Raw genomic sequence first — 20,588 nt, forward strand, 5'->3', positions numbered from 1 at the left:
GGTCGTGCGCGAATATCTACCACATGCGGTCGTGCCCGGCGGGCGCCGAAAGGCACAGTTCTCAGGCGGCGGGCCCTGCCAGGATGGTGTCGACATAGCTGCCGCCCAGCCGATCGATCTCCTTGAGCGCGCGTTTGAGCGTGGCCGCGGTGAGCACGCGGAATTCCAGGTCGTCGGCAAGCTCGATCTGGTATGCGCGCGCATTGACCATCTCGAACAGCTCGTCGTACGTCGTGCAGCGGCCGTCCATGCGCGTGGTGACGCATCCGTATTGGAACGCCTGGTGCGTATCGCTGCCCGACACGACGGGAACATCGCCGATTCTCTGGGCAAACGCGTAGGTCTTCTCGACGGTGCGCGTGCGGTCGTGGCTGAGATCCTTGCCGTTGAGGTCCACGAACTCGAACGCATGCAGCTGCTCGTCGGAAAGCTCGGGGATGTGCCCGGGCGCGCGAAACGGATGGCCTGCTCCAAAGTGCAGGTCGCGCCGCTTCACCTCGGCAGCGAGCTCGTCAAACGGAAGGAAGGAGCCCTTCGCCTTGTGCGGCTCGAGCGCGAGGTTGAAGCTCAGGATATCTTCCATCGGCCCGAGCACCAGCGTGTGCCCGCCCTCTGCGATATCGACCTCCATGCCCGGGAATACGAGCAGGCCGTTGACATTGAACGCGTCGCCCTCGCGCGGGTAGCGCGACGAGATGTCGGCGTAAACCTGGCGAAAGCCCTGGGTGTTGAAGTGCTCGGTCAGACAGAGCGCATCAAGGCCGGCGCGTCGCGCGGCCCCGAACAGCCAGTCTGTGTAGGCGGGGGAAAACTCGAGGTATTTGGCAAGTTTCCCATGCGTGTGAAAATCGATGATCACTTAGAGGACCTCCAGGATATGCGGGGCGGCGAAGCACAGGGCCGCCCATGCGACGCTGACGGCCGCGAAGAGCGCTTCGCGAGGACCGGCGTGCAGCGTCGAGAGCTTGATCTTGAGCACCTTCATGTTGGTCGAGGCGTACCGGTATCCTTTAAGCTCGAGCGCCTCGACGGTGGTGCGCGAGCGTTTCGCGGTGTTGAGCATGAGCGGATAGAATGACTGCACGATGGTCTTCACCTGGTAGACGATCCAGCGGATTTTGCCCATGACGGTATCATGCTCCGGCGCGCGTCCGCGCATGCGGTAGGAAAGCAGGATGTTCTGCAGCTCTTCCATGAGGATGGGCAGGATGCGGTAGGCGAAGCTGATGGAAAACGACAGGCGTTCCGGGCAGCCGAACCACAGCAGGCCGCACGAGAGCCTATCGGGGTCGAGCCCCGAGAACACCGTGATGCTCGCGAGCGAGACCGTGGCGACTTTGAGGGTCAGCACCAGCAGCGGGGCGAGCGTGGAGAGGTCGCCTCCGAACAGCAGCGAGGCGACGAACATGTAGCCGGTTTGGGAGAAGACGCCGAGGGCGAACACGAACAGCACGAGCGGCGCCACGCGGGCCATGCGCGTGGTGATCGCGGTGAACGCAAACATGCCCAAAAGGACGGCGACGTCGTTCAAGAACCATGGCACGAGGCCAAAGAACAGGTACCACAGCAACAGGACGCGCGGATCGAGCGCGGCGATGGGCGTGTCGTCGTTGCCGTAGGCATTCTTGAGCACCTGGTCGCGCAAAAAATCAATCGACACCTTGTCCATGACGTTTTCGGATATCTTCTCGATCATGCTGAACTCTTCCCATCGTCTGTACCTGCGGCACCCGGTGCTCCGGGCGCCGCGCCGTCGGATGCGCTCGATCCGTTGCGCGCGCGCCATGCGGGAAAGCCGCTCAAGAAATCATCGAGCGTGTAGCAGGCGGCGGTGCTGTCGAGCGCCTGTCCCATGGCAAAGATCTCCGGAGGCCTGATGCCCGATCGCTCCACGATGCCTGCGTCCATGAAGATCTCGTCCGGGGTGCCGTCGCCGATGATCTCTCCCTGGCACAGCACGACGATGCGGTCGGCGAACTGGCAGACGAGCTGCATGTCGTGCGTCGCGATCACCACGGTGTCGGTCACGCCGCGCAGGTCGGCGACGAGCCTGATGATCTCCTGCCGCGTGCCGATATCCAGATTCGCGGTCGGCTCGTCGAGCAGCAGCACGGGCGGATCGAGCGCGATGCCGATGGCGAGCGAGGCGCGACGCATCTGGCCGCCGGACATGAGCCGTCCGTCGCGGTCGGCCAGATCGCTGAGGCGGAAGCGCTCCAGGAGCTCGTCGGTGCGCTCGGCGGCATCCTTGACGCCTCGGGCGCGCATGGCGAACTCGATATCGGCGCGAATGGAGTCCTTGATGAACATCTGCTCGGGATTCTGGTAGACAAGCGAGAGCTGCTCGGAGAGCTCGTCGGGCCCCATGCCGCGCGTGGGCGTGCCGTCCAGGAGGATCTCTCCGGATTGCGGCTTGATGAGGCCGCACATGAGCTTCAGGAGCGTGGACTTGCCTGCGCCGTTCGAACCCACGAGCGCCACCTTTTCCCCGCGGCGGATGGTGAGGTCCAGGCCGTCGAAGACGCGGTGCGGCTCTCCTTTCACGCTGCGGTAGCTCACCGATACGTCCCTGAACTCGACTATCGGGCGATCTCGCATTGGTCGCGAGGGCTCGTCCGCCTTATGCTCCGAGCGGGGAGAGGGCATGAAGGGAATGGTGGAGAAGGCGGCGAAACCCTCCTCGACCGTCGTCGGCAGCGGCGCGGCGGCGTGCAGAGCGCCCGCCTCCTTGAGCGCGCGTCCGGCGAGAGCGATCTGCGGAGGGTGCACATCGCTCGCCTCGAGGTCCTCGATGCGCTGCAGGGCCTCATGGGCGGGCAGGTTCCATGAGATGGCGCCGTCATGCATGAGCGCCGCCGACGTGCAGTAGTCGGCGATGAAGTCGGTGTGGTGCTCGATGACGATGATCGTCTTGCCGTGATGCTCGTTGAGGTCGCGCAGAACCTCATAGGTCTGGCGGGCGTGATAGGGGTCGAGCTGCGCCACCGGCTCATCGAGGACGATGACGTCGGGCTCGAGCGCGATGGCTCCGGCAAGGGCGAGCAGATGCTTCTGGCCGCCGGAGAGCTGCCAGATATAGGAGTCGGCGCGGTCGGCGAGGCCGCAGAGCTCGAGCGCCCTCATGCCGCGCTCCAGGTAATCGTCGAACGCGTAGTTCAGGCATGCGAACGACGCCTCATCGATGACGGTGGGGCGGACAAGCTGGTTCTCGAAATCCTGATAGACGTATCCGATGCGCTGCGCCAGATTCCCGATGTGAGATCGGGCCGCATCGACGCCGCACACGGTGATCGAGCCGCTGAGGTCGCCGACGATGAATTGCGGGATCAGCCCGTTCATGGTTTTGCACAACGTGGACTTTCCGCAGCCGTTCGCGCCCATGATGGCGAGAAAGTCGCCCTCCGGCACGTCCAGGTCGACGTGCCGGAGGGTCGGGGCTGCTGCTCCGGGATACGTAAAGCTGACGTCGCGTAGGGTTACAGCAGACACGGGGCGCCCGCCTTACGCGTTTTTGAGCTGGGTGCTGCGCCGTGCCCAGAAGCCGACGATAAGGGCTGCGACGGCGGCGACGGCGATGCCGGCCAGAACAGCGGTCTGGCTTTCCGCCCAATCCGCCTCCCACTCGATGATCGACATGCCGGCCTTGGAGATGCAGGCGGCTGCGATGGCGACGGCGAAGCCGACGACCGACCAGGCGACAACGCGTCCGCTCAGGGCAGGCGCGGCATCATCGGTCGCCGTGCGGGGATTGCAGCCCAGCAGCGGCTCGATCTTGCCGTACAGGCGTGGGACCAAAAAGATGGTGGGCAGCAGGCAGAACAGGATGCCCGAGAAGCACAGGTCGTTCAGAAACGAGAAGCCCTCGGTGGCAAAGACGGACTCCGGAAGGCCCGGGATCGCCTCGAAGTCGTCGACGGCGACCTGGACCTTGACGATGTCGACCACCGCGCTCATGGCGAGCTGGATGGCCGGTCCGCTGATGGCGGCAAGGGCGACCTGCTTGATGTTTTTGGGGTCGCGAACCATAAGGCCCGCGAGGTAGACGGCGATGGTGACGGTCAGGAACTTCTCGAGCTCTCCGAGTCCGCCGAACTGGCCGAGCATGATCTCGGAGAACACCAGCTCGCCCGTCGCGGCGCCAAGCGCGGCCGACAGCGGGTCGAAGAGCATGGCGAGCGTCAGCGGGATGAACAGGAAGAATTCGACCGACAGCTCGACGATGCCGATCTGGACCGACGGAATCAGCTCGGAGATGAGCGTCGCCAGGCCGTACAGCGACATGGATAGGACGAAGACCATGAGCTTTTGCGACCCCGTGGCGCCGCGCTCTGCATAGGTAGACATGATCGATTCCCCTCTTTCGTGGTGGCAATGGTGCCGGCACTGTCAACGATAGGGGCTCTACCTGCTTATATCGTTAAGCGGTCCGTAAAATGAAAATAAGCTTTCGCGGGCCTCTCCTATGAAAATAATTACGGCGTGGCCGATGCGCGCACGGCGGTTCGTGGGCGCTTTCGTGCAAATCGCCCGTTTGCGCTCCTTACGAGTCGTTTACACACGGGCTCCCGTGGGAACAAAGGAGGGCAGAAACGTTTTCCGCGACGATGTGAGGAGAGCTCCCATGGCGCACCAGATGCCTTCGATCGATACATGGCTTGCCGAGGCGAAAAACGACCCGAGCTTCCGCTCCTGCGGCATGTACCTCATCCATAACGGCACGGTTCGCGAAACGCCCAAGGCGCAGGTGCGCGCGTGCGAGACGGACGGCGTCGAGGCGGGGCGAAAGGTCGGCGGCATGACGTTTTCCTACGATCGCGACAAGGTCGAGGCGGCGCTTGCCGCGGCGCGCGAGATGCCGGGTATCGGCTATGTGCGCGCCTGGCTGAACGAGGGCGAGCTTTCCGTTGGCGATGACATCATGCTCGTGCTCATCGGAGGCGACATCCGCCCTCGCGTTATCGACGCGCTGCAGGCGCTCGTGGGAACCCTCAAAAACGAGTGCGTCACGGAGATCGAGCGACCCGCTTAAGGGACCGTCGGCCAAGCTGTCTTCGGTCCCTTCGCGCTCCTTCGGAGAGGCGGGCGGGCACGCCCTTATGCGCTCGGCTGCATGACCTCGCCCGGCGTCGACGTGTCGATACGGCTCGAGTCGTCGGGATGGATGGTCATGCTCTGGAACCGGTGCTCCATGTAGCTGTTATCGAAATGCTTCGCGTAGAACTCCTCGACCGGCGATGACGGCTGGATGTCGCTCACGCGCTCGAACCAGCAGTCAAGCGCCTGCAGCGTCATGACGGCGTTCACGAGCATGAGCACCGCGCACAGCGAGGTGAGGGAGTAGCGCGCCTTCCACGGGATGAGGTTGATGACCTGGAGCAGGCGCGGCAGGAGCAGCTTGATCCACACGAGACCCAGAAAGCCCCAGATGCCGGCGAACATGGTGCTCGTGCGCCCTTGCGCGATCATGGCGATAGGGTCGGGGATGATGCCGAAGATCATCTGGCCCGTGTAGTCCCAGGCGACGGCGCCGAATGCGGTCTGCATGAACCAGCTCACGGCAAACTCGAACACGCCGCCGATCACGGCGCTCACCAAGAAGATGATGACGAAGCTCTTGCGGTAGAAGCGGTTGAGCGCGACGGTCATAAGCACCGCACCCACGCCGTAGATGGGTGAGAACGGGCCGAAGAGCAGCCCCGCGCGGTCCTGGTAGACGCCCGGGTCGACCACGGTCATGTGCCAGATGATCTCGAGCACGAGACCGATGACGCTGCAGACCATGAATACCCAGAACAGGTTGAAGAAGTTGAGCTTGATATAGCCCTCGCCGGTCTCGTCGCGACCGAGCATGCCCTCTTCCGCCGCCTCGCGCTCCTGCATGTTCCGCAGGCGCACCTGCAGATCGCGCTCCTCGCGCAAAGACGGGTCGATGGTGACGGAGATGGCCAGCAGGATGACAAGCTGGACGGCAGGCTGGATCAGGTGGGCGCCGATGCCGTTGAGCATGATGTTGGCGAGGATCTGCGCAAGCGTGATGGCGATGAGCGCCTCGGACCACAGCGCCGCGTTGCGGCGCTGGTTCTTGATGAGCGAGAGGCCGAACCGGATGAGCAGGACCGATGCCACCAGCGTGAGGATGACGTTGATGGCCGTGACGACGACGGTGAGGGTCGGGTCCGCGGCGATGCTGAGCTCTTCGGGCGAGGTCGCCAGCACGATGCCCACGACTGCGATGAGCAGCACGATGAGCGGCAGGGCGACGATGCCGTCGATGAGGCACAGTGCGCCGTATACCTTGTAGATGCGTGGGATGCGCTTGCGTTCCTCGGGCGTAGGGGTCTTGGGATCGAGGTCGTTGCCCGGCAGGTCGTAGTCGGGTAGGCCGGATGCGGCGGATGCGTTTGTGTTCACAGGGGCTCCTTACGTAGTTGCGCGAGATGATACCCCGCGGAGCGGCGGCCTTTCGCACGAGCCTCTTAATTATGGCTGAACGGGTGCTCCGAACCGGTTGTCTCGGGAAACACTGATCAATTCATCTCGCGCTGTGCGCCTCCGTGCCGCGTGCAACATGCAAAAACTGTGGGATTTCATCATGTACGAACATGCTGCGAAAAAACTTCGACGGCATCGGGTATGATAGAAACAAACATACGCTTCGCGCATGTGCATGGCTGGGGTGCGAGGCCCCTGCAACCGGTTTCGCGCCCCTTCGCACATTACGCGGGGACGCATGCGTAAATTTCAATCGACAACATATTCCATACGCCTGCGAGCAGGTTCGTTCGTGCCATAATGTGCAGGTATTTTTACGCAAGAACGCGTGTGCGCAAAGGACGATCATGGCTCAACAGATCACGAATACCCCGGCAACTTGCGAATCCGCCCGCGAAGACGCGCTGCACGAGGAGTGCGGCGTCTTTGGCGTGTGGGCGCCCGAACGCGACGTGGCGCGCCTCACCTATTTCGGCCTCAAGGCGCTGCAGCATCGCGGCCAGGAGTCCGCAGGCATCGCGGTGGGCGACGGCGGCACGGTGATGGTGCGCAAGGACCTTGGCCTTATCGACCAGGTGTTCACCGATGCGGACCTCTCGACGCTGACCGGCCAGCTCGCCATCGGCCACGTGCGCTACGGCACGGCGGGCGCCAAGAGCTGGGAGGCGGCGCAGCCCCATCTGTCCACCATCAACGACGTGATCATCGCGCTCGCCCACAACGGCACGCTCGTCAACACCGACGAGCTGCGTCGCCAGCTGATCGAGCTGGGCGTGCCGTTCCTCTCCAACTCCGATTCCGAGGTGGCCGCCAAGCTCATCGGCTACTTCACCCAGCGGACGCACCATCTGCGCGAAGGCATCCGCAAGACCATGGAGCTCGTGCGCGGCGGGTACGCCATGACGCTCATCAACGAGCAGGCGCTCTACGCCTTCCGCGACCCCTACGGCATCCGCCCGCTTGTGCTGGGCAAGCTGGTCGACGAGGGCCTGGACGAGGTGGACCCCTCCGCCGTCTCGGCGCTGCCGTCCCAGACAGACGATGCGAGCGGCGACGAGGGCGCGCTCGCGTCCGCGTCCGGCTGGGTCGTCGCCTCCGAGACCTGCGCGCTCGATATCGTGGGCGCACGCTACGTGCGCGATATCCGCCCCGGCGAGATCCTGCGCATCTCGGCTGCGGGTCTGGTGTCCGAGCAGGGCGTTCCCGCGGCCGCCGAGAGCGCCGAGTGCATCTTCGAGCAGGTGTATTTCGCCCGTCCCGACTCCATCATGGGCGGCAAGTCGGTCTACGCGTGCCGCTACGACATGGGCCGGCGCCTGGCGCAGGAGAACCCGGTCGATGCCGACATGGTCATTGGCGTGCCCGACTCGGGCCTTCCGCCGGCGGAGGGCTTTGCCCGCGAAAGCGGGATACCCTTCGGCGAGGGCCTCATCAAAAACCGCTACGTCGCGCGCACGTTCATCGCGCCCACGCAGGAGCTGCGCGCCATGGGCGTGCGCATGAAGCTGAATCCGCTGCGCGACAACATCGCCGGCAAGCGCCTCGTGGTCATCGACGACTCCATCGTGCGCGGCACGACCATGGTTCAGCTCGTGAAGATGCTGCGCCAGGCCGGCGCGGCCGAGGTGCACGTGCGCATCAACTCTCCCGAGGTCGTCTGGCCGTGCTTCTACGGCATCGACACCGATGTCCAGGCGCAGCTCATCAGCGCAAACAAGTCGGTCGAGGAGATCTGCGCGTTCATCGGCGCTGACTCGCTCGGCTTCCTGTCGGTCGAGGGCCTGCTTGCCTGCCTGCCGGAAACCGGCGTCTCAGCCGGCGCGGGTTGTCCGGTGCACGGGTACTGCACCGCCTGCTTCACGGGCGTCTACCCCGTAGCCATCCCCGACAGTTTCGGGCGCGACAAGTTCATGCCCGGCTACAACCCCTGCAACCTGAGCGAGAACCCCGTGCTCCCGCGCGACGTCGTGCGCGTCAAGGACCACGACCACAGCTGGGAGGAGCACCACGAGCGGTAAGAAGCCCGTGAGTTGATACCAAATTCCGAAGCCCCGGCTTGCGTGCCGTTCCATCTCTCAGATCGGGCACATCTCTCAGGCTATCTCTCAGTTATCTCTCAGATCTGAGAGATAACTGAGAGATAGCCTGAGAGATGTGCCCGATCTGAGAGATGCGCGCTGCAAGGTGCTTGCTCGCCGGGCGTGTGCTGCCCCGGCGCACCTGCTATGATTTGGCTATCTGAAGATTTCTCCGGAAAGGATCGCCGATGAGCGAGAACACCAAGCACGTGACGTATGAGGATGCGGGCGTCGATACCGCCGAGGGCGGTCGTGCGGTCGATGCGATCAAGCAGATGGTGGCCGAGACCAACCGTCCCGAGGTCGTCGGCGGCATCGGCGGGTTCGGCGGCCTGTTCTCCGCGTCCGCGCTAAAGGACATGGAGGACCCCATCCTCATTTCCGGTACGGACGGCGTGGGCACCAAGCTCGTGCTCGCCCAGATTCTCGATCGTCACGAGACCGTGGGCCAGGACCTGGTCGCCATGTGCGTGAACGACATTCTCGCCTCGGGCGCCGAGCCGCTGTTCTTCCTCGACTACATCGCCATCGGCCATATCGAGGCCGAGCACATGGCAAAGATCGTGCGCGGCGTGGCGGACGGCTGCAAGCTCGCGGGCTGTGCGCTGGTGGGCGGCGAGATGGCCGAGCACCCCGGCGTCATGCGTCCGGACGACTACGACCTGGCGGGTTTTGCCGTGGGCGTCGTCGACCGCCCCAAGATGCTCGATCCGGCGAACGTTCGTCCCGGCGACGTCATCCTCGGCCTGCCTTCCACCGGCGTCCACTCCAACGGGTACTCGCTTGTGCGCAAGGTCATCGGTGTCGACGGCATCGTGCCGGGCACGCCCGAGGCCGCGGCCAAGAAGGCCGAGCTTGAGGGTATCGAGGTCGCACCCGGTCTGAGTCTCGCCGACGCCCTGCTGGCGCCTACCCGCATCTACGTGAAGCCCATCCTCGAGCTGCTGCGCTCCGGTGCCCCGGTTCATGCGATCGCCCATATCACCGGCGGCGGCATCACCGAGAACCTCAACCGCGCGCTCGCCGATGACGTCGATGCCGTGGTGACGCGCGATGGCGCCGCGATGGGCTGGGACGTCCCGCCGGTGATCACTTACGTTTCCGAGCATGCCGAGCTCGCCCCCAACGAGGCCTGCAAGACGTTCAATATGGGCGTGGGCCTGTGCATCATCTGCGCCCCTGAGGACGAGGCTGCCATCGCCGAGAAGCTCGAGGCGATGGGCGAGCATCCCTTCCGCGTCGGCACGTGCGTTGCGGGCTCCGGCAAGGTGGTGTATTCGGATGAGCAGTAGCGACGAGTACCGCAGGCTGGTCGAGGAGGCCGGCCTGCCGCCCGAGGCGCTTCCGAGCGACGCCTTCTTCAACGCCAACGTGGACGGGGAGCTCAAGCGCGCCCTCAAGAAGGCCATCGAGGAGCTGGAGCCGGCCGACGAGGCGCCTCACTTCCCCGACTGCAACGAGATCCAGGCTCATCGTGCCGCTGCGCGCGCGGCGGGCGAGCCGCTCGAGCCGTTGAAGATCGGCGTGCTCATCTCCGGTTCGGGAACGAACCTCCAGGCGCTCATCGACCGCATCGCCGACGGGTCGCTCAACGCCAAGATCGAGCTTGTCGTGGCAAGCCGGCCCTCGGCCAAGGGTCTCCAGCGTGCCGAGGCTGCGGGCATCCAGACGCTCACGCTCTCCAAGGAGATCTACGCCGATCCCATTGCCGCCGACGAGGTCATCGCCCATGAGCTGCTGGAGCATGGCGTGGAATATGTGATCATGGCGGGTTACATGCGCATGGTGCACGCGCCTCTGCTCGTGACGTTCCCCAACCGCGTCGTGAACCTGCATCCCGCGCTGCTTCCGAGCTTCACGGGCGCGCACGCTATCGCCGACGCCTACGAGCGCGGCGTCAAGGTGACGGGCGCGACGGTTCACTTTGCGAACGCCGCCTACGATGCGGGCCCGATCATCGCCCAGCGACCGCTTGCGGTCGAAGAGGGGTGGGACATCGATACGCTCGAGGCCCATATCCACGAGATCGAGCACGAGCTGTACCCGCATGTGGTCCAGCTGCTTGCAGACGGCCGCATCCATGTGCGCGAGAACCTCACCGTCGCCGTTCAGGAATAGCGCCGCGGCGAAAAGACCAGCGTTTCCCTCGGGCCCGGCATCGATGCCGGGCCCTTTTTTCGGCCACCGTGCAAATCGGGGAGGTGGCTGGACGGGCAATCGGCCCGGTTCCGCGAGGGCCTTCGATGTTAGACGGCGATAAGGAAAAGCCGGGTTGTATGCAAGGCGGTGCAGGTTGGGTGTGCCATAAGGCCCAGAAGGCTGCAATCGGGCGTTTTGTCGGTCGCCTCGGGTGAACGTGCTATAGAATCGCTGGAGAACGAAGGCCCGACGGACGGAGCGAACCATGAGCGAGACCTGGACAGTAAAGCGTTGCCTCGACTGGACGAACGAATATCTGGGCGGCAAGGGTATCGAGAAGCCGCGGGTTTCGGCTGAGTGGATGCTTTCGTCAATTCTCGGGCTGTCGCGCACCCAGCTCTACATGAGCTTTGATAGACCTTTGCTGCCCGAAGAACTCGATCGCATGCACCGGTCGGTCGTTCGCCGCGCAAAGGGCGAGCCGCTGCAGTACATCACGGGAGATACGCAGTTCCGGATCATCGACGTCGCCTGCGAGCCGGGCGTTTTGATCCCGCGTCCCGAGACCGAGATGCTCGTCGAAGAGGTCCTCGCGTTCATCGACCGCGATGTGTTCGGCGAGGCGGACGGGGCATCGCGCCGAGAGCGGGCCGCGCTGCCTTGGAACGCTGAGGTCGAGGCGGCCCGCCGCGCGGAGGAGGCTGCTGCTGCCGAGAAGGCGCGTCAGGATGCTGCCGAGTCCGAAGATGACGGCCCAAAACCGGATGGGGACGGTCTGCCTGAGGACCGACCCGACGATGACGTGGACGGGTTCGAAGGGGAGGCCGATGCGGAGGGGAGCGAGCCCCGCTGCGCCCGTATTCTCGAGGTCGGGTGCGGGACGGGCTGCATCTCGCTGTCGTTTGCCGCCGAGCGTCCCGGGCGCGTTCGCTGCATCGCGACCGACATAGAGCCTCGCGCCGTCGCGCTGGCGTGCCGCAACCGCGATGCGCTCGGCATAGGCGCCGAGGTCGTTGATTTCCGAGAGGGTAACCTCGTCTCTCCGCTCGACCGTCAAACGGAGTGGGGGACCTTCGATGTTTTAGTCTCCAATCCGCCCTATATCCCGACGTCGGTGATGAAGCAGCTGCCGCAGGAGGTGGCCGCATACGAGCCGGAGCTCGCCCTCGAGGGCGGGGAGGACGGCTTGGATATCTTCCGTCGACTGGTCAATGCCGCGCCGAGCATGGTGCGTCCGGGCGGCCTGCTCGCATGCGAGCTTCACGAGACGGCGCTCGATGCCGCTGCCGACATCTGCCGTCAGGCGGGATTCGAAAACGTGCGGATCGTGAGCGACCTTGCCGGGCGCCCGCGCATCATTCTCGCTGCCGTGCCCGAAGCGGCGGTGCTTGCGGCTCGCGAGCGCTTCGCCCGCCGCGCGTAGGGGCGCGCCGCAAAAATCGCTTGGCCCGAATCACATATCACGTACATACTTTCGGCCCTTTGCCGAGAATATTACCCGCTTGTCTGCTGGGTTGAGTCGATTCCGGCTCCCTGCGGCCGCGGCGTGAGACAATGCAGCGGGGCGCGTTTACCGCGCGCTGATAAATCGTTTACGCAAAACGGACGAAGGCAAAGGGAGTGGTCGTCGCATGCAGCGGATCTATCGGGTGGGCGGAGGCTCCGGCCCGCATCCTCTGGCTATCCGCGATGCGGCGCAGGTTCTGACCGCGGGCGGCCTCATCCTGACGCCTACGGAGACCGTCTACGGCATCGGCGTGGCGATCGGCGCATATGCGTCGTCGGGGGATGAGGCGCCCGCGCCCGCGACCGGGTACGGCCGCATCTTCACACTCAAGCGGCGTGACGTCCGCCAGACCGTTCCCTGGCTCGTTGCCGGCGAGCGCGATCTCGATGCGTTCGGCGTAGATGTTCCCGAGGGCGTCCACGTGCTGGCCCGTGCGTTTTGGCCCGGCGCCCTGACCCTGATCGTCAAGGCCTCCGATCGCGTTCCGCGGTTCATGCGAGCTGCGGACGGCACGGTTGCGCTGCGCGCGTCGGCGTCTCCTGTCGTCCAGGCGCTTGTCCGCGCATGCGGCTCGCCGCTGGCCGTAACGAGCGCCAATACGCACGGAGCTCCCGCGCCGGCATCGTTTGCGCAGGTGGAGGCTCGCATTCTTGCAGGGGTTGACGCCGCCATCGATGCAGGCGAGACCGTTTGCCACGATGCGTCGACCATCGTGTCGCTGCTCGATGGCGAGCTGGACATCATCCGGCAGGGGGCCTTGTCCGCCGCAGACATCGAGTCCGCCCTCGCTTCCTGTTCCGTTTCCTATCGTAAGGTGCATTAGCCATGGCTTTCCTTTTTAACGATCTCGGTCTGGTCGATCGCGTCGGGACCCTGCCCGGCGCCAGCTATATCATGGCGCTCGACTCGGGCACCACATCGGTGCGCGCCATCATCGTCGACGAGTACGACTGCATCGTCGCGCAGGCGTCGAAGCCCATCAAGACGACGTATCCGCATCCCGGATGGGTCGAGCAGGATCCCACGGAGATCCTCGCCTCTCAGATCGCCGTGATGGCCGAAGTCCAGTTCAAAAGCGGTATCCATTCCGACCGCATCGCGGCGATCGGCATCTCCAACCAGCGCGAGACGTGCGTGGTGTGGGATCGAGACAGCGGCCAGCCCATCTACAACGCGATCGGTTGGCAGTGCCGCCGCACGGCCCCCATCGTAGACGAGCTCATCGCCGCGGGGTGCGAGGACGTCGTGCGCGAGAAGACCGGCCTCAAGCTCGACCCGTACTTCTCGGGCACGAAGATCAAGTGGATTCTGGACAACGTGAGCGGTGCGCGCGAGGCCGCCGAGGCCGGCGAGCTCATGTTCGGCACGATCGACACCTGGCTCATCTACAACCTGACGAACGGCTTGGTCTATGCCACGGACATGACCAACGCGAGCCGCACGATGCTCTACAACATCCATACGCTTGAGTGGGACGACGAGCTGCTGAAGATCATGGGCGTGCCGCGCTCGATGCTGCCCGAGGTCCGGTGGAGCTCGGGTGATTTCGGTCATGTGTCGAGCGAGGTCATGACGCACATGCCTCCCATCGCCGGTGTTGCCGGGGACCAGCAGGCGTCCTTCTTCGGCCATTGCTGCTTCGATCGCGGCGACACCAAGAACACGTACGGCACCGGCTGCTTCATGCTCATGAACACCGGGGACGAGGTCGTGGACTCGAGCAACGGCCTCATCTCTACCATCGGCATAGCGGAGGGCGGGACGGTCTCCTACGCGCTCGAGGGCTCGATCTTCCATGCCGGGTCCATCATCCAGTGGCTTCGCGATAAGCTCGGGATCATCTCCAGCGCACGCGAGACGGCCGATATCGCGCGGTCGGTGTCGAGCAACGACGGCTGCTACTTTGTTCCGGCGTTCAGCGGCCTGGGCGCCCCTTGGTGGGATCCCATGGCCCGCGGTCTGATCACGGGGTTGACGGGAGCTTCCGATCGCTCCACGCTCGTGCGCGCCGCATGCGAGTCCATGGCGTACCAGAGCTATGACGTCTTGCGCGCCATGCAGGCCGACGCGGGCATGAAGCTTTCCGAGCTTTCGGTCGACGGGGCGGCGTCGCGCAACGAGTTCATCATGCAGTTCCAGGCGGACCTTTTGGGCATTCCGGTCGTGCAGACGGAGGCGGTGGAGACGACGGCGCTCGGGGCGGCGTATCTCGCCGGCCTGGCTGTCGGGTACTGGGAGGATCGCGAGGAGCTGGTCGCCGACCATGCGCTCGGACGCCGCTTCGAGCCGCAGGGCAGCGACGAAGAGGTCGCACATTGCCTTTCGGGCTGGCACGATGCCGTGGCGAGATCGCGAACCGTGATACAGTGATACCGGCCTCCATCGCATGCTGATATATCAGGGGGCCTGACGACTGGAAAGGAACAAGCCATGCGCGTTGCCATCGCTTCCGACCATGCCGGATTCGAGCAAAAGCAGATGCTCGCCGACTTTTTGGCCCAAGAGCTCGACGTCGATGTCCAGGACCTGGGCCCCGCCACAGACGACCGGGTCGACTATCCCGATTATGCGGAGAAGGTGGCGCATGCGGTGGCCTCCGGCGATGCCGACCGCGGCGTGCTCGTGTGCGGAACCGGCATCGGCATGGCGCTTGCCGCCGACAAGGTGGCCGGCATCCGCGCCGCCTCGATCGTCACGCCCGATTTCGCCGACCTGTTCCGTCGCCACAACGACGGCAACGTCATCTGCCTGTCCGGACGCTTTACCGACCCTGAGGTCAACAAGGAGATCCTCCGCGTGTTCCTCTCCACTGATTTTGAGGGCGGGCGGCACGCACAGCGCGTGGCGAAGGTCATGGATCTGGATCAGGGAAACACCGATTAATTCATTCCGCGCCTGGCGCCCCCGTGGCGGGCGCCTGCGGGCTCAGGCTGCGTCGGCGCAGCCCCACTGCGCCTTCCTCGCCTTCGCCTGCATCCGCCTCGCCACGGAGACGCCCGCCGCGAAAGCAATCAATCGGTGTTTCCCTGGGAAACACTGACCAATTCATTCCGCGGCGGTAGGCCCCGCGGCGCGCGCCCTGTTGCGGGCGCCTGCGCATGACGGCGGGGGAGATGCGGGCCGGCCGCGCCCTCTCGTCTTCGGTGCGGTGGCTATGCGTCGGCAGATCGGGTATAGGGCATATGGTGCCGGTTTCCCCGTCGACCGAGCGCCCTGTCAAGGGGCGCTCTTTTTGCAAACCGGGCGTCGTCCCATGGGGGCGCGCTTGCCGTCGGATCGCCTGCACCTACATATATATCTATACGAGAGAGTCGGAATGCGGCTGGAGGGTTGTTTGATGGTGGAGTTTGATCGGTCTCGTGTCGCGGTGGTCGACCACCCGCTGGTACAGCACAAGCTTGGAATCCTGCGCGACAAGCGGACGGGGACCAAGCAATTTAGGGATCTCGTTCGAGAGCTCGCGCATTTTGAGTGCTACGAGGCGACGCGCGATCTGCCGCTCGAGGATGTTGAGATCGAGACGCCGATTAGCGCGACGACCGCGAAGCGCATCGCCGGTCGAAAGCTCGCCGTCGTGCCGATCCTGCGCGCCGGGCTCGGCATGGTTGACGGGGTGCTCGATCTGGTGCCGGCGGCGCGCGTGGGGCATCTGGGGATGTACCGCGACGAGGTGACGCATGAGCCCCATGAGTACTATGCCAAGCTTCCCCGAGATATCGCCGAGCGCACCTGCCTGGTCGTGGACCCCATGCTCGCGACGGGCGGTTCTGCCGAGGCCGCGCTGCAATACCTGCGCGCACACGGCGCAACCGATATTCGCTTCCTGTGCATCGTCGCGGCGCCCGAGGGACTTGCGCGCGTGCTCGAGGCGGATGACGAGGTGCGGGTGTACACCTGCTCGATCGATGAGGGCCTGAACGAGGCCGCGTACATCGTGCCCGGCCTGGGCGATGCAGGAGACCGCATCTTCGGGACCCTGTAGCCGTAGGGGAGGTGCCGGCCACGCGGCCCTTGCATCGGGCCGTCGTGCCTGACGCCATGGATAGGCGCGGTGACGGCAAGTGCGAGGGTGCGGCCTTCCCGATTCGCATGCAACAAGGCCGCTCGTCGACAAGCGGGCTCCATCCATTGGTTGAGCCCCATGCGTCATCGGCATCGTAGGTCGGCTATGCTGTCGCACAGTATCATAGACGGAAGGGACGTGGCTGCCATGCCGCTCGCAGCAGGCTGCGACATCGCATTCGGCTTCGGTGGAGCTTTTGTGGGCGCTATCGGCGTCGTGCCCATGTTCTGCGCGGTCATGCCCGTGCTTCATGGAACGAAGCGCGCCGGTATCGGCCGCGGAATGGCGTCCATCGTCATCTCGTTCGGGTTCCTCATGGTCGCGGGCGGGATTGCATGGATGGTGATTCCGAAATGTTTCTTGACCTTTACGGTCGGGATGGTAGTAGGATACTTTACTATGCTTGCGCTGTTGTGCGCGCTTGCGCTCAGACGGTCATAAGACCGCGCTGCAGCGGTACTCAAGGAGGGTTTAGTTTTGGACGCGTTTGCTCAGCTGCCTGGCGAGATCAACCATCTCGTCTCTGAGTTCCATTCCATTCCCGTCGTGGGCGACCTCATGATGGGCATGACGCAGTACACGTTTTGGCTGTGCGTTTCCGCCGTTTTGCTGCTTGTTCTCATGTTCGTGTTCGTGAAGAAGCTCACGCTCGTTCCGCACGGCGTGTTCATGAACCTCATGGAGTGGGGCATCTCGTTTGTCAAAGACGACGTGTGCCAGCAGATCATCGGCAAGAACTGGAAGAAGCATTTCCCGTTTCTGGCCACGCTGTTCTTCTTCATCCTTGCGAACAACGTCGTGGGCGTCATCCCGGGCATGAAGCCGGGCAGCGGCACGATCTCCACGACCGCGGCGCTCGCCGTGGTGGTCTTCATCTACTTCGTCGCCTGCGGCGTGCGCACGCACGGGCCCATCGGCTACCTCAAGAGCTTGGCTCCCGAGGGCGTCATGTTCCCGCTCAACGTGCTCGTGTGGCTCATCGAGGTCATCTCGACCATCCTGCGCCCCATCACGCTGGCCATCCGTCTGTTCTGCAACATGTTCGCCGGCCACATCGTCATGGGCTCCTTCGCGCTCATGGTCACGCTGTTCGCCCAGCCGCTGCTCCAGGAGGTCACCGCGTCCAACGTGCTCGCGGCGCTTCCGGGCGTGCTGTTCGCCTTCATTTTGCTGGTGATCTACGCCATCGAGATCTTCGTCGCCTTTGTCCAGGCGTACGTCTTCACCATTCTGACCGCCGTCTACATCCAGGAGGCGGAGGAGACGGAGTAGCGCTTCGTCTCTCGGGCCCGTCGGGCCCATAGGTTCGGTACCGAGCGCGCAAGCGCTTGATATAAGCAGGTAGTTCCTGAATGCACGGAAGAGTGCATGCAACTAAAGGAGGAATTGTGGGAGTTATCGGTTACGGCCTCGGTGTTATCGGCGCTGGCCTCGCAATCGGCCTTGCGGCATATGGCTGCGCGAACGCAATGGCGCGTCAGCCCGAGATCCAGGGTCGCGCGTTCACCGTCTTCATCATGGGCGCCGCCTTCGCTGAGGCGCTGGCGCTCATCGGCTTCGTCGTTGCGCTGGTTGTTCAGTAAGCCGCCCCGTCGGGGAATGCAACCAGTCGTTAAGGGAGTAGAAGCCATGAAACTCGATCGCATCCGTGTGTCTGCGATTCTTGCTGCAGCGGCATGCATGGCGCCTTCTATGGCATTCGCCGAGGAGACGTCCAACGGCGCGGAGATCTTGATCCCCAAGGCTGCGGAGTTCGTGCCGGCACTCGTGATCTTCCTGATCATCCTGCTGCTTCTGTGCAAGTTCGCCTGGCCGAGCGTTATGGCCATGTTCGAGCAGCGCGAGAAGACCATCGAGGACAGCATGGACGAGGCCAACCAGGCTCGCGCCCATGCCGTCGAGGTCCGCAAGCAGGCCGACGAGGTCATCGCCGACGCGCGTCGCCAGGCTTCCGATATCGTGCTCGCCGCCCGCGGTGACGCCGAGAAGGAGCGCGCCCGCATCGTCGCCGAGGCCCATACCGAGGCCGAGGACATCATCACCAAGGCGCACGACCGTGCTGACGACGAGCTGAAGCGCGCCTACGCGGGCGCCACGGACTCCATCGCCAAGGTGTCCGTCGCCGTCGCGGGCAAGATCGTGGGCGACGCGCTCGCCGACGACCCCGAGAAGCAGCGCGAGCTCATCAAGAAGTACCTAGCGGAAGTGGGTAGCCTCCATGCCTAGTAGCGACCGCATCGAGAGCCGTCGGCTCGAGACCTATGCGCGCACGCTGCTGGAGGCCTCCAAGGCAGAAGATCACGTCTACGAGAACCTGGCGCCGCTTATCGCGCAGTCGGAGGCCTCGCCCGAGGTGTTGGCGGTGCTCGCCAAGATGTCGGAGCAAGGCGATCTCGACCGCCTGCCCGAGGTTCTCGACCTGTACCGCTCGATGGTCAACGAAGAGCAGGATGTCGTGGGCGTTCACGTCACGACGGCCATCCCGCTCGACGACGAGCTCCGTGATCTCATCACGCAGAAGTGCGAATCCGACCTGGAGTCCCGCGTGTTCCTCATCGAGCATGTGGACCCCACCATCATCGGCGGCATCATCCTGTCCGCGCGCGGCCAGCGCCGCGACGCCTCTGTGCGCACGCAGCTTGAGAACGCGCGGAAGATCATGACGCAGAATTCGAACATGAGGGAGGTTTAGCGTACATGTCCGAGGCAATTAACGCCCAGAACATCGAGCGCGTCCTGGAACAGCGCCTCCTTGATCTCAACGCCACTGTCGACACGCAGGAAGTGTCCACGGTCGCCGAGGTCGGCGACGGCATCGCGCATGTCGCCGGTCTTCAGCGCGCCATGGCGGGCGAGCTGCTCGAGTTCACGAGCAGCGCGACGGGCAAGACCGTCTACGGCCTGGCCCAGAACCTCGACCGCGACGAGGTCGGCGCCGTCCTGTTCGGCGATGTCGAGCTCATCAAGGAGGGCGACGCCTGCCGTACCACCGGCCGCGTCATGGACATCCCGGTCGGCCGCGGCATGCTCGGCCGCGTGGTGAACCCGCTCGGCCAGCCGATCGACGGCCGCGGCCCCATCAACGCGACGCATCGCCGTCCCATCGAGTTCAAGGCCCCCGGCGTCATCGCGCGCAAGCCCGTGTGCGAGCCCGTCCAGACCGGACTGCTCGCCATCGACGCCATGGTTCCGGTCGGCCGCGGTCAGCGCGAGCTGATCATCGGCGACCGAAAGACGGGCAAGACCGCCATCGCCATCGACGCCATCATCAACCAGCGCGGCAAGGGCATGGTCTGCATCTACGTCGCAATCGGCCAGAAGGCGTCCACGGTTGCGACCATCCGCGAGACGCTCGCCAACCACGGCGCGCTCGACTACACCATCATCGTGTCGGCAACCGCCGCCGATTCGGCGCCCATGCAGTACATCGCCCCGATGGCGGGTGCCGCCATCGGCGAGTTCTTCATGTACAACGGGGAGAACGGCGAGCCCGCGAGCGCATCCAATCCGGGTGGCCACGTGCTGGTGGTCTATGACGACCTGTCCAAGCAGGCTGTCGCCTATCGTCAGATGTCCCTGACGCTTCGTCGTCCGCCGGGACGCGAGGCTTACCCCGGCGACATCTTCTACCTGCACTCCCGTCTGCTGGAGCGCGCCTGCAAGCTGTCCGACGAAAACGGCGGCGGCTCGCTCACGGCCCTTCCGCTTATCGAGACACAGGACGGCGACGTGTCGGCCTACATCCCCACCAACGTGATCTCCATCACCGATGGCCAGATCTACCTGCAAAGCGACCTGTTCTTCCAGGGACAGCGCCCCGCGGTCGACGTCGGCATCTCGGTGTCGCGCGTGGGCGGCGACGCCCAGACCAAGGCCATGAAGCAGGTTGCGGGCAATCTGCGCCTCGATCTGGCCGGCTACCAGGAGCTTCAGGGCTTCACCCAGTTCGGCAGCGACCTCGATGCCGCGACGCAGCATCAGCTCACGCACGGCGCGCGCATGACGGAGCTGCTCAAGCAGCCTCGCTTCCGCCCCATGGCCGTGGCCGATCAGGTGAGCGCGCTGTTCGCCGGCAACAAGGGCTTCCTGGACGACCTGGACATCACCGAGGTGCTTCCGTTCCGCGACGGGCTCATCAAGTATCTGAACGGCGCCTATTCCGGCCTGCTGTCGCAGATCGGCGACGCCAAGCTCTCTGACGAGGTCGCAGGCAAGCTGGAGCAGGCTATCGCCGATTACAAGAACCAGTTCATCGCCGCGCGCGCCCAAAACGGCGCTGGCGCAGGCGACGGGAATGCGTAAGGAGACT

The 20,588-nt window shown here is 64.5% G+C and carries 20 protein-coding genes; 15 read left to right on the forward strand and 5 right to left on the reverse strand.

Translation table 11 applies throughout. The annotated features are described in order from the left end of the window. Nucleotides 1–61 precede the first annotated feature (61 nt). The 4 genes from QVN30_RS06435 to QVN30_RS06450 are packed head-to-tail and all read right to left on the reverse strand — an operon-like array spanning nucleotide 62 to nucleotide 4,344. Entirely contained in the window at nucleotides 62–859 is a 798-nt protein-coding gene (locus QVN30_RS06435) for a PHP domain-containing protein (RefSeq protein ID WP_289835828.1), read from the reverse strand. Continuing rightward, complete coding sequence (locus QVN30_RS06440) at nucleotides 860–1,696, reverse strand: energy-coupling factor transporter transmembrane component T family protein (RefSeq protein WP_066831164.1); 837 nt, start codon at nucleotides 1,694–1,696, stop codon at nucleotides 860–862. Continuing rightward, on the reverse strand, nucleotides 1,693–3,489 hold the full coding sequence (locus tag QVN30_RS06445) for an ABC transporter ATP-binding protein (protein ID WP_289835829.1): 1,797 nt from the start codon (nucleotides 3,487–3,489) through the stop codon (nucleotides 1,693–1,695). The genes QVN30_RS06440 and QVN30_RS06445 overlap by 4 nt, the downstream gene beginning before the upstream one ends. A 12-nt stretch (nucleotides 3,490–3,501) precedes the next feature. After that, nucleotides 3,502–4,344: a DUF8171 family membrane protein gene (locus tag QVN30_RS06450; RefSeq protein ID WP_289835830.1), complete on the reverse strand. Its 843-nt coding sequence runs from the start codon at nucleotides 4,342–4,344 to the stop codon at nucleotides 3,502–3,504. A 277-nt stretch (nucleotides 4,345–4,621) separates the two neighbouring features. Here QVN30_RS06450 and QVN30_RS06455 point away from each other — a divergent pair, with 277 nt between their 5' ends. Continuing rightward, a complete protein-coding gene (locus QVN30_RS06455) occupies nucleotides 4,622–5,029 on the forward strand; it encodes a molybdenum cofactor biosynthesis protein MoaE (RefSeq protein ID WP_204565321.1) in 408 nt (135 codons plus the stop codon). 65 nt (nucleotides 5,030–5,094) lie between these two features. On the opposite strand, the gene QVN30_RS06460 is transcribed toward QVN30_RS06455, so the two are convergent. Next, the gene (locus QVN30_RS06460; protein ID WP_289835831.1) at nucleotides 5,095–6,411 is read right to left on the reverse strand and encodes a putative ABC transporter permease; all 1,317 of its coding nucleotides are present in this window, start codon (nucleotides 6,409–6,411) and stop codon (nucleotides 5,095–5,097) included. A gap of 428 nt (nucleotides 6,412–6,839) precedes the next feature. Between QVN30_RS06460 and purF the strand changes: the two genes are divergently transcribed. The 14 genes from purF to atpA all read left to right on the forward strand — a co-directional run bounded on the left by purF (nucleotide 6,840) and on the right by atpA (nucleotide 20,581). Then, nucleotides 6,840–8,510, forward strand: a complete 1,671-nt coding sequence (purF, locus tag QVN30_RS06465; RefSeq protein WP_087202638.1) for an amidophosphoribosyltransferase — start codon at nucleotides 6,840–6,842, stop codon at nucleotides 8,508–8,510. 248 nt (nucleotides 8,511–8,758) lie between these two features. After that, nucleotides 8,759–9,862 carry a phosphoribosylformylglycinamidine cyclo-ligase gene (purM, locus tag QVN30_RS06470; RefSeq protein WP_066831179.1) on the forward strand — a complete coding sequence of 368 codons (1,104 nt, stop codon included), beginning with the start codon at nucleotides 8,759–8,761 and terminating at the stop codon, nucleotides 9,860–9,862. Nucleotides 9,863–10,031: 169 nt separating this feature from the next. Continuing rightward, nucleotides 10,032–10,688 (forward strand): phosphoribosylglycinamide formyltransferase, encoded by a 657-nt coding sequence (purN, locus tag QVN30_RS06475; protein ID WP_289835840.1) that lies wholly within the window; start codon nucleotides 10,032–10,034, stop codon nucleotides 10,686–10,688. A gap of 286 nt (nucleotides 10,689–10,974) precedes the next feature. Beyond that, entirely contained in the window at nucleotides 10,975–12,132 is a 1,158-nt protein-coding gene (locus tag QVN30_RS06480) for a N5-glutamine methyltransferase family protein (RefSeq protein ID WP_289835832.1), read from the forward strand. Between the two features lie 208 nt (nucleotides 12,133–12,340). After that, nucleotides 12,341–13,039 carry an L-threonylcarbamoyladenylate synthase gene (locus QVN30_RS06485; RefSeq protein ID WP_204565356.1) on the forward strand — a complete coding sequence of 233 codons (699 nt, stop codon included), beginning with the start codon at nucleotides 12,341–12,343 and terminating at the stop codon, nucleotides 13,037–13,039. Nucleotides 13,040–13,041: 2 nt separating this feature from the next. After that, the gene (gene glpK / locus QVN30_RS06490) at nucleotides 13,042–14,586 is read left to right on the forward strand and encodes a glycerol kinase GlpK (protein ID WP_289835833.1); all 1,545 of its coding nucleotides are present in this window, start codon (nucleotides 13,042–13,044) and stop codon (nucleotides 14,584–14,586) included. Between the two features lie 60 nt (nucleotides 14,587–14,646). Continuing rightward, nucleotides 14,647–15,099 carry a ribose 5-phosphate isomerase B gene (rpiB, locus tag QVN30_RS06495; RefSeq protein WP_087202646.1) on the forward strand — a complete coding sequence of 151 codons (453 nt, stop codon included), beginning with the start codon at nucleotides 14,647–14,649 and terminating at the stop codon, nucleotides 15,097–15,099. A 454-nt stretch (nucleotides 15,100–15,553) separates the two neighbouring features. Then, a complete protein-coding gene (gene upp / locus QVN30_RS06500; protein ID WP_204565357.1) occupies nucleotides 15,554–16,198 on the forward strand; it encodes a uracil phosphoribosyltransferase in 645 nt (214 codons plus the stop codon). A gap of 228 nt (nucleotides 16,199–16,426) precedes the next feature. Beyond that, entirely contained in the window at nucleotides 16,427–16,720 is a 294-nt protein-coding gene (locus tag QVN30_RS06505) for a hypothetical protein (RefSeq protein ID WP_289835834.1), read from the forward strand. Between the two features lie 36 nt (nucleotides 16,721–16,756). Continuing rightward, nucleotides 16,757–17,551: a F0F1 ATP synthase subunit A gene (gene atpB / locus QVN30_RS06510; RefSeq protein ID WP_066831197.1), complete on the forward strand. Its 795-nt coding sequence runs from the start codon at nucleotides 16,757–16,759 to the stop codon at nucleotides 17,549–17,551. A gap of 116 nt (nucleotides 17,552–17,667) precedes the next feature. Continuing rightward, on the forward strand, nucleotides 17,668–17,862 hold the full coding sequence (locus tag QVN30_RS06515) for an ATP synthase subunit c family protein (protein ID WP_066831200.1): 195 nt from the start codon (nucleotides 17,668–17,670) through the stop codon (nucleotides 17,860–17,862). A 46-nt stretch (nucleotides 17,863–17,908) separates the two neighbouring features. Further along, nucleotides 17,909–18,505 (forward strand): F0F1 ATP synthase subunit B, encoded by a 597-nt coding sequence (gene atpF / locus QVN30_RS06520; RefSeq protein ID WP_066831203.1) that lies wholly within the window; start codon nucleotides 17,909–17,911, stop codon nucleotides 18,503–18,505. After that, the gene (locus QVN30_RS06525; protein WP_066831206.1) at nucleotides 18,498–18,971 is read left to right on the forward strand and encodes a F0F1 ATP synthase subunit delta; all 474 of its coding nucleotides are present in this window, start codon (nucleotides 18,498–18,500) and stop codon (nucleotides 18,969–18,971) included. Before atpF ends, QVN30_RS06525 begins: the two co-directional genes overlap by 8 nt. 5 nt (nucleotides 18,972–18,976) lie before the next feature. After that, the gene (gene atpA, locus QVN30_RS06530) at nucleotides 18,977–20,581 is read left to right on the forward strand and encodes a F0F1 ATP synthase subunit alpha (RefSeq protein ID WP_066831212.1); all 1,605 of its coding nucleotides are present in this window, start codon (nucleotides 18,977–18,979) and stop codon (nucleotides 20,579–20,581) included. Nucleotides 20,582–20,588: the final 7 nt, after the last annotated feature.

Source organism: Collinsella ihumii, assembly GCF_030385545.1.
GTDB classification, from domain to species: Bacteria; Actinomycetota; Coriobacteriia; order Coriobacteriales; family Coriobacteriaceae; genus Collinsella; species Collinsella ihumii.